This window comes from Pilosibacter sp. NGB245, from assembly GCF_057397225.1.
This window is the reverse complement of the sequence record NZ_CM171584.1, coordinates 474,347-490,875: the sequence shown is the minus strand read 5'-3', so window position 1 is coordinate 490,875 and position 16,529 is coordinate 474,347. Positions and strand designations below refer to the sequence as shown.

Annotated in this window: 12 protein-coding genes; 1 reads left to right on the top strand and 11 read right to left on the bottom strand. The window is 48.4% G+C overall.

Annotated elements, in window-relative coordinates:
* Positions 1-6: 6 nt before the first annotated feature.
* Genes ACXMYH_RS02075 through ACXMYH_RS02065 form a run of 3 tightly spaced genes read right to left on the bottom strand, consistent with a single transcriptional unit; the run spans position 7 to position 1,626 of the window.
* A complete protein-coding gene (locus tag ACXMYH_RS02075) occupies positions 7-327 on the bottom strand; it encodes a plasmid mobilization protein (RefSeq protein WP_072522729.1) in 321 nt (106 codons plus the stop codon).
* The gene (locus ACXMYH_RS02070) at positions 317-1,429 is read right to left on the bottom strand and encodes a site-specific integrase (RefSeq protein ID WP_486555429.1); all 1,113 of its coding nucleotides are present in this window, start codon (positions 1,427-1,429) and stop codon (positions 317-319) included. The genes ACXMYH_RS02075 and ACXMYH_RS02070 overlap by 11 nt, the downstream gene beginning before the upstream one ends.
* 2 nt (positions 1,430-1,431) lie before the next feature.
* Positions 1,432-1,626 (bottom strand): hypothetical protein, encoded by a 195-nt coding sequence (locus ACXMYH_RS02065; protein WP_005611072.1) that lies wholly within the window; start codon positions 1,624-1,626, stop codon positions 1,432-1,434.
* A 180-nt stretch (positions 1,627-1,806) separates the two neighbouring features.
* Between ACXMYH_RS02065 and ACXMYH_RS02060 the strand changes: the two genes are divergently transcribed.
* Positions 1,807-2,256 (top strand): helix-turn-helix domain-containing protein, encoded by a 450-nt coding sequence (locus ACXMYH_RS02060; protein WP_486555428.1) that lies wholly within the window; start codon positions 1,807-1,809, stop codon positions 2,254-2,256.
* Positions 2,257-2,456: 200 nt separating this feature from the next.
* Here ACXMYH_RS02060 and guaA read toward each other — a convergent pair whose 3' ends face one another.
* The 8 genes from guaA to rfbB all read right to left on the bottom strand — a co-directional run bounded on the left by guaA (position 2,457) and on the right by rfbB (position 16,440).
* Positions 2,457-4,001 carry a glutamine-hydrolyzing GMP synthase gene (guaA, locus tag ACXMYH_RS02055; RefSeq protein ID WP_118530161.1) on the bottom strand — a complete coding sequence of 515 codons (1,545 nt, stop codon included), beginning with the start codon at positions 3,999-4,001 and terminating at the stop codon, positions 2,457-2,459.
* Positions 4,002-4,374: 373 nt separating this feature from the next.
* On the bottom strand, positions 4,375-5,523 hold the full coding sequence (gene iadA / locus ACXMYH_RS02050; protein WP_486555427.1) for a beta-aspartyl-peptidase: 1,149 nt from the start codon (positions 5,521-5,523) through the stop codon (positions 4,375-4,377).
* 337 nt (positions 5,524-5,860) lie between these two features.
* Entirely contained in the window at positions 5,861-8,710 is a 2,850-nt protein-coding gene (gene uvrA, locus ACXMYH_RS02045) for an excinuclease ABC subunit UvrA (protein WP_486555426.1), read from the bottom strand.
* Positions 8,711-9,016: 306 nt separating this feature from the next.
* Positions 9,017-10,261: a PspC-like choline-binding domain-containing protein gene (locus tag ACXMYH_RS02040; RefSeq protein WP_118530167.1), complete on the bottom strand. Its 1,245-nt coding sequence runs from the start codon at positions 10,259-10,261 to the stop codon at positions 9,017-9,019.
* Between the two features lie 338 nt (positions 10,262-10,599).
* A complete protein-coding gene (gene leuA, locus ACXMYH_RS02035; protein WP_486555425.1) occupies positions 10,600-12,273 on the bottom strand; it encodes a 2-isopropylmalate synthase in 1,674 nt (557 codons plus the stop codon).
* Positions 12,274-12,850: 577 nt separating this feature from the next.
* Positions 12,851-14,209: a phosphoglucosamine mutase gene (gene glmM, locus ACXMYH_RS02030; protein ID WP_118530169.1), complete on the bottom strand. Its 1,359-nt coding sequence runs from the start codon at positions 14,207-14,209 to the stop codon at positions 12,851-12,853.
* Between the two features lie 271 nt (positions 14,210-14,480).
* Complete coding sequence (gene rfbD, locus ACXMYH_RS02025; RefSeq protein WP_486555424.1) at positions 14,481-15,329, bottom strand: dTDP-4-dehydrorhamnose reductase; 849 nt, start codon at positions 15,327-15,329, stop codon at positions 14,481-14,483.
* 73 nt (positions 15,330-15,402) lie between these two features.
* The gene (rfbB, locus tag ACXMYH_RS02020; protein ID WP_117483303.1) at positions 15,403-16,440 is read right to left on the bottom strand and encodes a dTDP-glucose 4,6-dehydratase; all 1,038 of its coding nucleotides are present in this window, start codon (positions 16,438-16,440) and stop codon (positions 15,403-15,405) included.
* Positions 16,441-16,529: the final 89 nt, after the last annotated feature.

Here is a 16,529-nt window from a genome sequence, read left to right as displayed (position 1 = left end):
GCTCTTTTATTCCGCTTTCATTCCAGCCATTGTTATTGTGATAAGCCGAATCACTTCCAATAAATCCTCCGGCACATCTTCTCCCTTTTTCAGACGTTTCAGCTCACTCAGTACCTTTTCAAGTTCCTTCTTCAAAGCTTTATACACCCTGGGATTTCCTGTAACCACAACTTCTTTTTCCTGCAGTCTTCGGATAATATATTCTTGTTTGGTTAGTCCCGATAGCCGTACTGCCGTCTCCAGAAGTTCATCTTCTTCCGGTGACATCCGAAATGCTACAACTTTATTTCTCCAACGTCCCTGCTGATCCAGACATTTAGCCGACATTTGCAAGTTCTCCTTCCACTTCATTTAATTCTTCTTCCATATTTTCCGCATCCAGCTGCTCTGCCATGTCCTGCTGTACCGACGGGAATAGATGTGCATACCGATAAGTAATCTTTTCTGCTGAATGTCCAACCCTTTTTCCGATTGCTAGTGCGGTATACCCCATATTGATCAACAGGGATACATGACTATGCCTGAGATCATGAACTCTGATTTTCTTTACCCCACTCGCTTTGCAGCCTCTTTCCATCTCGTGATTCAGATAATATTTTGTTACCGGAAAAATACGGTTGTCAGGCTGTAAGCTGTAATATATTTTTAGACAGTCCTGCATTTCATCACACAGAAACTGTGGCATTATGACTGTCCGTACACTGTTCTTTGTCTTTGGCGTACTGATTACATCTTCTCCTTTCAAACGCTGATAGGACTTATTGATCCGAAGCGTTTTCTTTTTGAAATTAAAATCTGCCGGTGTTAAAGCAAGCAGCTCACCGGAACGAATCCCGCACCAGTAAAGCAGTTGAAAAGCATAGTAGGAAAGAGGTTTGTCCATCATTTCTTCTGCAAACCGCTTATATTCTTCTTTTGTCCAGAACAACATTTCCTTGCCTTCTTCTTCTCCCAGTGCCCCTGCTTTTCTCGCAGGATTAGTGCTAAGGTCGTAATATTTCACTGCATGATTGAAAATGGTGCTTAACTGTCCATGTATCGTTTTCAGATACGTTGGCGAAAGCGGTTTTCCTGTCTTCGTTTTCAGTTTTCTCATCTGATTATGCCAGTCCATCACATCTTTCGCTGTAATTTCTGATACTTTTCGCTTTCCAAGATACGGAAGAATCTTTTTCTGAATAATATTTTCTTTCGTAAGCCAAGTACTCTGCTTCAAAGAAGGTCTGATATCTTCTTCATACATAGTGCAAAAGCTTTCCATTGTCATATCCACGCTTGCTTTCTTCTGTAATTTGAATTGTAACTCCCAGTCCGCAGCTTCTTTTCTTGTAGAAAATCCTCGTTTGCATTTCTGTTTTCTTGCACCTGTCCAGTCCTGATACCGGATCATCACATACCAGGTGCCATTGTCATTCTTATAAATTGCCATTTTTAATTCCTCCCATCATTCGATCTTGTTCCATAGAACTGCTCATAGAAATATTTCCGGTCAACCTTTCCTGCAATGGTCTGACATCCCATCGCCTGTAACTCCCTGTTTAGCCTTTTCATCAGCTTGTATGCGTAGGATTCTGATACTTCCAGGACTTCCATGACCTCTTTCACATTCATAAACATTTTACTCATAGAAAATTTCTCCTTTCTTTTACTATACTATTTTGTATGGGTTGAATTATACTATACTATTCTGTATGGGTCAAGTACTTCCAATACATTTACCCATACTTTTTTGTATGGATTTTCTTGTCTCTACCATTTGGATATGCTATACTCAACCTATCAAGAAAAAGACAGGAGATATAGCATATGGCAATAGGCGAAAGAATCCACCATTTCAGACTTCTGCGTGGTTTCACGCAGAAATATTTGGGGCAACAGCTGGGATTCAGTGATTCACAGGCTGATGTCCGCATTGCACAGTATGAAAAAGGGGCACGCAGTCCAAAGGAAAAATACCTGAACGCACTGGCTGATATTTTTGAAGTATCCCCTCATGCTCTGGCTGTCCCGGATATTGACAGTTACGTTGGACTGATGCATACCTTATTTACCTTAGAAGACCTTTACGGACTTCACATTGATGAGATTGACGGAGAACTTTGTCTCCGGCTGGACAAGTCCAAGGGAACCACCTACCTTTCTATGTTTGATATGTTCCATGCATGGCAGGAACAGGCAGAAAAACTCAAATCCGGCGAGATTACTCAGGAAGAATATGACCAGTGGCGTTACAACTATCCAAATAACGCAAAATAAAAGCCGACGAAAAAAGGCCTTACCAAATTGATTTCACTCAATTCAGTAAGACCTTTTTTGTCGGTTTCACACATATTACCTGACAACCACAAGATTCCGGATAAATAATGCCAAAATCTCTTGCGTTATCATTTTGTTATCAAATAGAACTTTATCTGCTCTAAAACGCCCTGTTTATAAGGCTTTCCAGAAATTTTTAATTATTCAAACTCAATCGTAGCCGGCGGTTTCCCCGTGCAGTCATACAGTACGCGGTTTACGTGCGGCACTTCGTTGACGATTCGGCTTGCGACGGTTCCGAGGACATCCCACGGGATCTCTGCTGCCTCTGCGGTCATGAAGTCGATCGTATTTACGGCTCTCAGCGCGATCGCGTAGTCGTAAGTTCTCTCATCACCCATAACGCCTACGGAGCGCATATTAGTCAGTGCTGCGAAGTACTGACCGATATTGCGGTCGATTCCTGCCTTTGCGATCTCTTCGCGGTAGATCGCGTCAGCCTCCTGTACCATCTTTACTTTCTCCGGTGTTACGGCGCCGATAATACGGATACCAAGTCCCGGGCCCGGGAACGGCTGACGGTATACGAGCTTCTCCGGAATTCCGAGTTCCAGACCGGCCTTACGAACCTCGTCTTTGAAGAGGTCGCGGAGCGGCTCAATGATCTCTTTGAAATCAACATAATCTGGAAGTCCTCCGACATTGTGGTGGGATTTGATCACTGCGGACTCTCCGCCGAGGCCACTCTCAACAACGTCCGGATAAATTGTTCCCTGTACCAGGAAGTCAACGGCGCCGATCTTCTTTGCCTCTTCCTCGAATACGCGGATAAACTCTTCGCCAATGATCTTTCTCTTTCTCTCCGGCTCCTCAACGCCAGCTAATTTATCGTAGAAACGCTGCTGGGCATTTACGCGAATAAAGTGCAGATCATACGGGCCGTTCGGTCCGAATACTTCCTCGACCTCGTCTCCCTCGTTCTTGCGGAGAAGACCGTGATCAACGAATACACAGGTGAGCTGGTCGCCGACTGCCTTTGCGAGCATAACGGCTGCAACAGAAGAGTCAACTCCACCGGATAACGCGCAAAGAACTTTTCCGTTTCCAACCTTCTCACGGATCGCCTTGATGCTGTTCTCGACAAATGCATCCATCTTCCATGTTCCGGCACATCCGCAGACTTCGTAGATGAAGTTGTGGAGCATCTTTGTACCTTCCTGAGTATGAAGAACCTCCGGATGGAACTGGATCGCATATAATTTCTTTTCCGCACATTCCGCGGCTGCAACCGGGCAGTCCGGAGTATGTGCGACGATTCTGAATCCAGGTGCTTCTTTCTCGATGTAGTCATTGTGGCTCATCCAGCAGATCGTCTTCTCGGATACATCTCCGAAAAGCTTGCTTGTCTTATCCACAGTCACTTCGATCTTGCCGTACTCACGGACCGGTGCCTTGCATACATGTCCGCCGAGAACGTGGGACATCAGCTGCGCGCCGTAGCAGAGTCCGAGTACCGGAACGCCCATCTCAAACAGTTCCTTGCTGCATGTAGCAGCACCTTCCTCATAAACGCTGTTCGGACCTCCGGTTAAGATGATTCCTTTCGGATTCATTGCCTTGATCTGTTCGATCGGAGTCCGGTAGGAGTAGATCTCACAGTATACATGGCATTCACGGACACGACGGGCAACCAGCTGATTGTACTGGCCGCCGAAGTCGATAACAATAATTTTTTCCTGATTCATCGGGTGCCTCCTGAAATATGTGCATGTACTTCTTGATAACTGCCCGGCAATCCGCATCGATTTGTCCTAGAATGCCGGACAGATATAAATTTTCCTATTTGGAACTAATTATAAGGGATTCATGGAAACTTGGCAAGTGCTTTCCCTCAAAACCTGTACTTTAATGAGTATGAAGGGTTACAGTACACGGGCACTCCTTGCCCGCGCACTGTAACAGGATTTTGCCGATGCTTCGCATTCCGAATCGGCAAAATCCACTACCACCACTGTATTGTGCGGAATTTTCAGTTCAGAAAATTCCTACCCATGAAAAGTAACTATGAAGGTTCCTGTACATAATCAGGCACATTTGCACCTCGCGCAGGCAGCAACATTATTTCTCATACGTTCCCTTTTTAAGGATTTTTCCGTCTCTCATCATAGGCACGCCCATAGCGATCACCGTATCAAGAGAGAGAGCTTCATTCATGATCAGGATATCGGCATCACTTTCTTCCTTCACAGCACCCTTTTTCGGATATAATTCCAGAGCCATCGCCGGATTCTTAGTTCCGAGAGCCAGAAGTTCCTCAAAATCCATATTTTCTTCTTTTGCCATGTAGACGATCTGACGGTAGATCGTATCCACATCGGAAACACCGATCTCCACAAGTTTTCCTTCTGCGTCATAGTTAGACCAGCTTCCCTGTCCATCGGAGCTCATGGTCACCTTCTCCATTGGAACGCCTTCTTCTTTCGCTTTCTTGACAGCGTCTGCAACAGAGTGGAACTTGCTTTCAGATTCCCCACAGGTGAGGTCGATCGTTCCGCCCATCTTCGCGAACTTAAACGCATCCTCTAAGAGGTTCGCGTCGCGTCCCACGTGAGTCGGCTGAAATGTTTTCGGCGGGATCGAGGTGCGCTCTAATGCCTCAAATACCGGTTTTAATGCTCTCTTATCTCCGCCCATGTGAAGGCAGATAAATCCAGGTTTTCCACTCAGCATTCCTGCGGTGCGGACATCACTGGCCAGACGGATCAGTTCTTCTGTCGTGATATTCGGCGCACGGTGATCGGAGATCGCAAGCTTCACTCCAAGGATCTCATCGATAAACATAATGTCCTTGCTGACACTTCCGGTCACAGTCGTACTCGGATAACCATAAGCTCCGCAGATCGCATAAGCGGAAATTCCCTCTTCTTTCAACGCTTTTACCTTTGCTAAAAGATTCTCCACGCTTCTGCTGATTCCGTCAGTTCCCAAAAGTCCAAGTACAGTTGTAACACCACCCTTGATCAGGCTGGACAGCTGGACCTGCGGTGCCTGAGTGTGAAAGCTTCCTTCTCCGCCGCCTCCGGTCACATGGACATGACGGTCGATAATACCCGGAGTCACGATCTTTCCGGTTCCGTCGATTACTTCACATCCCTCATACTCCGGCAGATGATCCGCGATTCTTTCGATCCTTCCTCCGGCGATCAGGATATCCTTCACTCCGAGATATTCCGGTGCGTAAACTTTTGCGTTTTTTACTAACAGCATGGGCTTATTCCTCCTGTGTGATCCCTGTTTTACATAACTACCCGATAGCAGGAAATTCAGTTCAGACAAACCAGCGTACGGCTGAACTGTAATAGAAATTACTGTCGGGCAATTATGATTTTCTTATTATTTTAGTATAACATACCGCCGGAAGTATTCCAAGTGATGATTCAAAACTTTCATTTCTTTACTCGTTACCGTACACGGGCACTCCATGCCCGCGCACGGTAACAGGATTTTGCCGATGCTTCGCATTCCGAATCGGCAAAATCCGCAGTCATAACGGTATCATACGGAATTTTCAGTTCAGAAAATTCCTACCCATGAAAAGTAACCTTTACTCATCTGAACCGGTATCTCCGTTCTCAAGATACCTCTTGACATACTGCCCCGTATAGGACTCCGGAACCTTCACGATCTCCTCCGGCGTTCCCTTCGCGATCACGGTACCGCCGCGGTCTCCGCCTTCTGGTCCCATATCGATAATATAATCCGCGGTCTTGATCACATCCAGATTGTGCTCGATCACAACCACCGTATTTCCACCTTCGGAAAGCTTTCTTAAGATCTCCACCAGCTTATGGACATCCGCGAAATGGAGTCCTGTCGTCGGCTCATCGAGGATATAGATCGTTTTTCCGGTTCCGCGTCTGGAAAGCTCTGTGGCGAGCTTGATCCGTTGCGCCTCTCCGCCGGAAAGCTCCGTTGAGGGCTGTCCAAGACGGATATAGGAAAGTCCCACATCGTTCAATGTCGCGATCTTTCTCGCGATAGACGGCACATTCTCAAAGAACTTTAACGCCTCCTCCACAGTCATATTCAGCACATCGTAAATGCTCTTTCCCTTATACTTCACTTCCAGGGTCTCACGGTTGTACCGCTTTCCGCCGCAGACCTCACAGGGCACATAGACGTCCGGCAGGAAATGCATTTCGATCTTGATGATTCCGTCACCGCTGCAAGCCTCGCATCGGCCGCCCTTTACATTGAAGCTGAACCGTCCCTTTGAGTATCCCTTCGCCTTCGCGTCGGTAGTCGCCGCGAATAGATCACGGATCAGGTCAAACACACCGGTGTAGGTTGCCGGATTCGATCGCGGAGTTCTTCCGATCGGAGACTGATCGATGGCGATGATCTTGTCCAGCTGTTCCACGCCGTCGATTCCATCGTGGTCTCCGGGAATCGTCCGGGCGCGGTTCAGCTTTTTCGCCAGTGCCTTATAGAGGATCTCGTTGATCAGGGAGCTCTTTCCCGATCCCGACACACCGGTCACGCAGGTCATAATTCCAAGCGGCACATCCACATCGATATTTTTCAGGTTATTCTCCCTCGCGCCACGGATTTTGATCCAGCCCGTGGGGCTTCTTCTCTCCTTCGGCACCGGAATTTTGATCCGGCCGCTTAAATACGCACCGGTGATCGATTCTTTACACTTCATGATTTGGGCTGCCGTTCCCACAGCGACCACATTTCCGCCGTGTTCCCCGGCCCCCGGACCGATATCCACGATACAGTCCGCCGCCCGCATCGTATCCTCATCGTGTTCCACGACGATCACACTGTTTCCGAGATCCCGAAGATGTTCCAGCGTTTTCAACAGCTTATCGTTATCTCTCTGGTGCAGTCCGATACTCGGCTCATCAAGGATATAGGCAACCCCCACAAGTCCGGAGCCGATCTGGGTCGCCAGACGGATCCGCTGTGCCTCGCCGCCGGAAAGGGTACCCGTCGCCCGGGATAAGGACAGATAATCCAGTCCCACGTCGATCAGGAAGCTGATCCTCGCCCGGATTTCCTTTAAAATCTGTTCACCGATCATCTTCTGCATCTCAGATAGCTTCAGATCATCGATAAACTCCCTGAATTTTACGATGGACATATTCGTAGCCTCGTAAATATTCAGCCCACCTACCGTCACTGCCAGAGAAGACTGCTTTAAGCGCTGTCCATGACAGGTGGTACACGGTGTGATCCGCATAAAACTCTCGTACTCTGCCTTGCTGGCCTGGGAGAACGTCTCCCGGTAACGGCGGTTTACGTTCTCGATCAGGCCCTCAAAGGCCACGTCGTAAACGCCGGTTCCGCGCTGTCCTGTATAGTGGACCTTTACTTCCTTTCCACCGGTTCCGTAGATCAGGATATCATGGATCTCCTTCGGATAATCTTTAAACGGAGTATCAAGATCAAAGTGATACTCTGCCGCCAGGGCATCCAGAATCGCCCTCGAAAAGCTTCCCGGCTTCGCGCAGGACTGCCAGCCGAGGACGACGATCGCTCCCTCGTTGATACTCAAGGACTTATCCGGGATCATCAGATCCTCATCAAATTCCATCTTATATCCCAGACCGAAACAGTCCGGGCAGGCGCCGAACGGGTTATTAAAGGAGAAGCTTCGCGGCTCCACCTCCTCGATACTGATCCCACAGTCCGGGCAGGAAAAGCTCTGGCTGAAGTTGATCGGCTCGCCGCCCGTCACGTCCACGATCATCAGACCGTCGGACAGCTTCATCACAGTCTCGATGGAGTCCGTCAGACGTTTCTCGATCCCCGGCTTCACAACGAGACGATCCACAACGATCTCGATATTGTGCTTGATGTTCTTCTCCAGCGTGATCTCTTCTGACAGCTCATGTAGATTTCCATCGATCATCACACGGACGTAACCACTGCGTTTCGCCTGTTCCAGAACCTTCTCATGACGTCCTTTTCTTCCACGGACCATTGGCGCTAAAAGCTGGATCTTCGTCCGCTCCGGCAGTGTCATGATCTGGTCCACCATCTGATCCACGGTCTGCTTGCGGATCTCCCTGCCGCACTTCGGGCAGTGGGGGATACCGATCCTCGCGTACAGAAGACGCATATAGTCGTATATCTCCGTCACAGTTCCCACGGTGGAACGCGGGTTGCGGTTCGTGGATTTCTGGTCGATGGAGATCGCCGGGGAAAGTCCCTCGATGCTCTCAACATCCGGTTTTTCCATCTGGCCTAAGAACTGACGCGCATAGGAGGACAGAGACTCCATATAGCGTCTCTGTCCCTCCGCGTAGATCGTATCGAACGCCAAGGAAGATTTTCCCGATCCGGAAAGTCCGGTCAGGACCACCAGCTCATTTCTCGGGATATTTAGGGAAATATTTTTTAAGTTGTGCTCGTTGGCACCTCGTATTTTTATATATTGCTTCGGCATTGTGTCTCTCCTCTTTGCCATGTCTGCTTTTGCTTTATCATTCTCACGGAATTTCCTGAGTATACGTTTCGTCAGAAAATCCGGATATTCTCGTATGTTACGGACTTATTTCCTGTTACGCCCAGTATATCACATTTCGTTTTTATATGCAAACGTTTGTTCGTTTTTATATGAAGGTAAAATCATTCACCTTTCACAAAATACGCACAACAGCAAGAGACCCCGACAGCAAACTGCCGGGATCTCTCTTTATGGGGTTCTATGAAATTTTACATCATAAGCTCATCAAGCTTTTTGTATTCATTCCTACCAGGAAACTTCCACATGATATCCGCCGTTCTGATCCTTCGTGATCTTATATTTCACGCCATCCGCGTCTGTCACGGTTCCGCTGGTCTTTACCTTACCGGATTCATTGACTACATATGTCTTTCCGTCAACGGTGACTTTCTCGTACTTCATTCCTTCTTCCGCACTCACAAGGCGTCCGTTCTCGTAGAGACTTCCGTCCTTCACACCCGTGAATCCGTCGCCTCTCTTTCCGATACTGCCTGAAGTTGTGAAGTAGAATACTTCGTTGTCATGGTTATCGTCATTGACCACGATCCGTCCGGTCTTCATCTTTCCGTCACTATCAAAGTAGAACTTTCTGCCATCACTCAGCTCCACAAGACCTGTCTTCATGCGGCCCTTCTTATCGAAGCAGTAGGTCTCTCCCTTGATCTTCGCTATTCCGTATCCGCAGGCCTCCGTTGTTTTATAGGATGTGGAATATGCGCGGCCATCTTTAAAGTAGTACCAGTTTTCCTCAGCGTCATCCGGGGATGCCATATATCTCCAGCCGTTCATCTGCTGTCCGCCGCTGCGGAAGTAGCGAAGGGCATTGACATCGCTGTTGGAGAGGTCGTCACGTCCTGTAGATGTGTAATCAGACTCATTTACCCAGCCAGTCAGCATTCTTCCGCTGTGGTCAAAGATATAGGTCTCACCGGAGATCTTCAGTTCACCATCATAGATCAGCTTTCCACTGGAATTAAAGTAGTACCAGTACTCACCCCAGTCATCCTCTCTGTCCGCCAGTTTTCTCCAGCCCGTCGTCATAGCTCCGGAATCTTCTAAATGATAGATCTTACCATCGATCTCCACCCAGCCGATATCCAAAACGGAGTCCGTAAAGTGGTACCACACGTCATTGATCTGTTTCCAGCCGTTTGTGTACGCCTTTCCGTTTGCTCCGAAATATCTCCATCCGCTTTCGTTCCAGCGGCTGTTGTTGATGTACTTCCATGTGTTTGTGATCATGACACCATTCTCATTTACATAATAGGTATCATCGATCAGGCTGTTTGTCTGCATCACTCCATTATAATCCATATAATACCATGCATCTTTGGAGCATACCCAGTCATTCCGAACGAGGCGTCCGTTGTTGTCATTGTAGTAATACCATTTTCCATTCTGCTGTGACCAGTCCGCAAAGGAAGTCGTCGCCATTCCTGCGGTTAAAATCATCGCTGCAACTGCTGCACCTGCAAAATATCTCTTCTTCATAGAAACCCTCCTCTTCTAAATATTTCCGTTTCCGGAATATACTTTTTCACTTTCCCACCGGTTTCCTTTTCATCGTTCCCACGGTGGCTATTTGTTTTCGATATCTCCGTTAGATATCTTTCGTTTTTTGTTTGTACTTGTATTATACAGAAAACTTCCTAAAAACTCTTCTCTTTTTCCTTACATTTCATTAAAAATATGACGCAAAAATGCGGCAAAAACAGGATTGCATTCCCATTTCTGCCGCATTTAAAATTTTCTTATGATTTGCCGCCGGGACACTGCAGTTTCTCCCTATGTCTTACCGCAGCACTGAACGTATATCCGACATTTTTATTTTACTCTGCATCTCCAAACAGACGGTTAACTGCACTAAAGATACCTCTTAAGGATGCTCTCGTGATGTTGGAGCTGATGCCGACACCGTATGTCACCTTGCCGGTCTTCTGATCCATCAGGTGGATATAGGAAGCCGCCTGTGCCCCGGAACCGGATGTCAGCGCATGCTCGCTGTAATCGAGAACCTTGATTGAGATACCAAGCTCCTCCTCCAGTCCGCGTTTCACAGCATCGATCGGGCCGTTTCCGACACCTTCAAACTGTTTTGTCTCGCCGTGGTCAGAGTAGGTAACAACAGCAACGGTTGTGAACTGGTCTCCGGACTCGAAATCTGTGATCTTACACTTGCGGAAGTGGTACGGTTCCTTGCGGTCGAGATACTCGATGCGGAACTCTTCCATGATCTGATCCGGCGCAACCTCACCCTGCTTCTCTGCGATCTTCTGGATCACATCCGCGAACTCCTTGTGCATGCCGCGCGGAAGCTTGAATCCAAAGAAGCTGTCCATAACGAAAGCAACACCGCCCTTTCCGGACTGGCTGTTGATGCGAACCACCGGTTCGTACTCTCTTCCGATATCGGACGGATCGATCGGCAGATACGGAACCTGCCAGATCTCGCTCTTGCTTTCCATAAGCGCATGCATTCCCTTGTTGATAGCATCCTGATGGGAGCCGGAGAATGCAGTAAATACCAGCTTTCCAGCGTACGGATGACGCGGATCGATATGCATCTTTGTGCAGCGCTCGTATACTTCCGCGATCTTCTTGATATCGCCGATCTCAAGCTCCGGATCGATTCCCTGAGAGAACATATTGTAGGCGATGGTCAGGATATCCACGTTGCCGGTACGCTCACCGTTTCCGAACAGGGTTCCCTCAACGCGGTCAGCGCCTGCAAGCATTGCAAGTTCTGCCGCAGCAACGCCTGTTCCGCGGTCATTATGCGGATGAACACTTAAAACGATGCTCTCGCGGTTCTCCAGATGTTTGCTCATCCACTCGATCTGGTCCGCAAACACGTTCGGTGTCGTCATCTCGACAGTGGACGGAAGGTTGATGATCATCTTATTGTCCGGTGTCGGTCCCCATGCTCTCTGGACCGCGTTGCAGATATCAAGCGCATAGTCCATCTCTGTTCCGGTAAAGCTCTCCGGGGAATACTCCAGGATCACTTTTCCGTCATAATCTTTCATGTACTTCTTTACCATATCGACACCGTCGATTGCGATCTGCTTGATCTCCTCACGGTCCATATGGAATACAACATCACGCTGTAAGGTGGATGTAGAGTTGTAAATATGCACAACTGCCTTCGGGATTCCCTGAATGGACTCGAAGGTTCTCTTTAACAGGTGATCACGGCACTGGGTCAGAACCTGAACCGTCACATCGTCCGGGATCAGCCTGCGTTCAACGAGCTGTCTTAAAAAGTCAAATTCGATCTGGGAAGCGGCCGGGAAACCGATCTCGATCTCCTTGAAGCCCATCTGCACCAGCATATTGAACATTTCGATCTTCTCTTCAACGACCATCGGCTCTACAAGTGCCTGATTGCCGTCGCGCAGATCCACACTGCACCAGATCGGTGCTTTCTCGATCTCTTTATTCGGCCACTCCCGCTCCGGGTAATTCATGACCGGTACTCTCTGATATCTCTTATAATTCATCATAGTTTCTTTCCTCCGCTTTTCTGATAAAAGTCATTTTCATCCCTGCATTTCATGAATTTTTGTAATCATGCAGTCATTCCAGGCACTGCAGTTTCCCTCCAGCTTCATAGTCGCAGGCCACGGAGTCGGTAAACCACGCTGTACTTCTCAATTATAAACAATGTTACGCTTTTAGGTCTAACCCCATTTTCATCAGTCCTTTTTTGTGAAATTCTGGCGGCGGCCGCGTTTTTCGACCGCCTCCTTTTCGTTTCTTCATTATATCACTGCGAAAAAGGAATCGCAAGAATCTATACCATAACATTTAGATATGGGAGATATGCAGTGTTACAGTACCCGGGCACTCCATGCCCGCGCACTGTAACAGGATTTTGCCGATGCTTCGCATTCCGAATCGGCAAAATCCGCGGTCATAACGGTATCATACGGAATTTTCAGTTCAGAAAATTCCTACCCATGAAAAGTAACTACGAAGTCACTGTACACCTCTCAAGCCTTTCTGAGACTATAACCATATATATAATGAGGCAGCGAATTTCCTCACTGCCTCATCGTTCATCTTTTATATTTCAAGCAATCAGCTTTCTGACACATGCCCTTTTTTCTTCAGCACGTCGATCACCTGATCCACATATTTCTCACAGATCTCCGGTGTCTCCGCCTCGACCATCACGCGGATCAGCGGTTCAGTCCCGCTCTGGCGCAGAAGAAGTCTTCCGTCATTTCCGAGCGCTTCGTCAACGGCTTTTCCTGCTGCCTGCACATCCGGGTCGTTTAACGCCGCCGCTTTGTCTGCTACACGGACATTCTTTAAAAGCTGCGGAAGGATCGTAACCTCAGAAGCAAGCTTTCCAAGTGTCTCCTTCTTCTCCAGCATGACTTCCATGATCTTTAAGGAAGTTAAGATACCGTCACCGGTCGTCGCATACTTGCTGAAAATGATGTGTCCGGACTGCTCACCGCCGAGACAGTTTCCGGTCTTTGACATGTTCTCATACACATACTTGTCACCGACCGCTGTCTTCTCATAGCCGATACCCTCGCGGTCCAGCGCTTTGTAGAGACCGAGGTTTGACATGACCGTCGTGACAATCTTGTTGTTGCGTAAAAGTCCCTGTTCCTTCATGTACTTTCCACAGATGTAGAGGATCAAGTCGCCGTCCACGACATTTCCATTCTCATCCACCGCCAAGCAGCGGTCTGCGTCACCATCGTATGCAAATCCGACATCCAGGCCTTTTTCCTTCACGAATTTCTGAAGATTTCCGATATGCGTGGATCCACAGTCGCGGTTGATGTTGAGGCCGTCCGGCTGGTCGTTGATCACATAAGTGTCTGCACCGAGAGCGTCAAATACGCTCTTCGCAACGGAGGAAGCGCTTCCGTTGGAGCAGTCGAGACCGACCTTTTTGCCCTTAAAAGATCTTGTCGCGATGGAAATCAGGTAGCCGATATAACGATTTCTTCCTGCCGCGAAATCCTGGGTTCTTCCGATATTTTCTCTCTTAGCGAGCGGAATTTCTTCCATCTCACCGTCTAAGTACTTCTCGATCTCCTCGATGACGCTCTCCTCGAGCTTTTCACCGTTTCCGTTCATGACCTTGATGCCATTGTCATAGTACGGGTTATGGCTGGCAGAGATCATGATCCCGCAGTCGAAATCTTCCGTGCGGATCACATGGGACACGCTCGGAGTTGTCGTCACATGTAAGAGATAAGTGTCCGCTCCGGACGCTGTGAGTCCCGCTGCCAGGGAATACTCAAACATATAGCTGGAACGTCTTGTATCTTTTCCGATCACGACTCTGCAGCGGTCTCCCTTTGCCTGTTTTCCGTAATACCATCCAAGAAATCTTCCGACTTTATATGCATGCTCCACGGTCAGATTTACGTTCGCCTCTCCGCGGAAGCCGTCGGTGCCAAAATATTTTCCCATTCCTCAATCCTCCATGACCCGCGAACCTTATAGAGAACCGGATATTGCCGTTGTCTGATATCCCGGTTCTCTATAAGGTCCGCAGTTTTCTATCTATATACAGATTATTCTACTGAGAGCAAAAAGTCTTTTGCTTTTCTGATGTTTTATTTCTCAGATAAGCAGGCTGCCGAAAATATATCATCGCCGGCAGCCATATGCCTTTTATAGGCAACAACCTGTTACAGTGCGTGGGCATGGAGTGCCGTGTACTGTAACAAAACGGCAGTTCCTACCAGGTAATTTCCTTCAGATATCTTGCAACGGCATCCTTCCACTCCGGAAGACGCTCAAAGCCGTTCTCTGTGAGTTTTTCCTTGCTCATACGGCTGTTCATCGGGCGTTTTGCCTTTGCAGCCGGGTACTCATCGGAGTGGACCGGTGTCACCTTGACATCCATTCCTGCTGCACGGAAGATCTCGCAGGCGAACTCATACCAGGAGCAGAGTCCTTCGTTTGTCGCATGGTATCTGCCGTATTTGTCCGTCTGGATCATATCCACGAGAAGTCTTGCGAGGTCGTAAGTGTAGGTCGGGGAACCGATCTGATCGTCAACGACCGAAGCAGCTCCGCGCTCTTTTCCGATCCGGAGCATGGTCTTAATGAAGTTCTTTCCGTTTACGCCGAATACCCAGGCGATACGGACGGTAAAGAATTTCTCTACCAGCTCCTCGACTGCAAGCTCTCCCTCATATTTGGACTGTCCATAGACATTCAGTGGATGTCTCTCGTCATCCGGCTCCCACGGGCGGGTTCCCTGTCCGTCGAATACATAGTCCGTGCTGATGTACATCATCTTGATGCCGAGTTTTTTGCAGACTTCCGCGATGTTTCTCGTTCCGCCTGCGTTGACTTTCATGCACACGTCCACATTGTCCTCAGCCGCATCGACAGCAGTGTAAGCTGCGCAGTGGATCACTGCATCGACATTGGCCTCCGTGATCACGCGGTTACATGCCTCTTTATCGGTGATATCCATCTCAGCGAGGTCCACTCCGATCGGAGTGATCCCGCGTTTTTCCATCTCGTTTACTACGTCATGACCAAGCTGGCCTTTTACGCCTGTCACTAAAACTCTCATATCTGTCTGTTCCTTTCGTAAAAAATCAGCCCTGCCCCAGAATCCTCGGTGCAGGGCTGATTTATGATCTTACTTACTTTAAATCTTTTCCAAGACGGTCGCCGTACATGTTGTCGAAGTAGTTGCTGTACTCTCCGCTTAAGATATGCTTCCACCAGTCCTCGTTGTCCAGATACCACTGGATCGTCTGCTGAATACCGGTATCAAAGTTGTATTTCGGCTTCCAGCCAAGCTCTGTCTCAAGCTTTGTCGGATCGATCGCATAACGTCTGTCATGACCCGGACGGTCTGTTACGAACTTGATCAGGCTCTCCGGCTTATTTAATGCCTTTAAGATCGTCTTGACAACCTCAAGGTTTGTGCGCTCGTTGTGTCCGCCGACGTTGTATACTTCACCGACACGGCCCTTGTGGATAATCAGGTCGATCGCCTCGCAGTGGTCGGAAACGTGGAGCCAGTCACGGACATTCTCGCCTGTTCCGTATACCGGAAGTGCCTCATCAGCAAGAGCGCGGCTGATCATCAGCGGGATCAGCTTCTCCGGGAAGTGGTACGGACCATAGTTGTTGGAGCAGCGGGAGATCGTCACCGGAAGTCCGTATGTTCTGTGGTAAGCGAGAACAAAGAGGTCTGCACTTGCCTTGGAGGAAGAATACGGGCTGGATGTGTGGAGCGGTGTCTCCTCTGTGAAGAAGAGATCCGGGCGGTCAAGCGGAAGGTCTCCGTAAACCTCATCGGTGGAAACCTGGTGGTAACGCTTGATTCCGTAGGTGCGGCATGCGTCAAGCAGCGTTGTGGTTCCCATAACGTTTGTGCGGACAAAGCTCTCCGGATCTACAACGGAACGGTCTACATGGCTCTCCGCTGCGAAGTTTACGACGATATCCGGTTTCTCTTTCTCGAAGAGGTCGAATACGAATTTGCGGTCTGCGATATCACCCTTTACGAACTTGTAGTTCGGCTTGTTCTCGACCGGTTTTAATGTCTCAAGGTTTCCGGCATATGTTAAGAGATCGAGGTTTACGATCTGGTACTCCGGGTATTTGTTTACCATATGGTGGATGAAGTTGCCGCCGATAAATCCGGCGCCGCCTGTTACGATGATTTTCATGTTTTTATTTCTCCTTCATGAACATGATTCTGACTGCAAAATTTCCATACAGGAATACACTCAGCCCATGTTCCATCCTTTCCTGTATC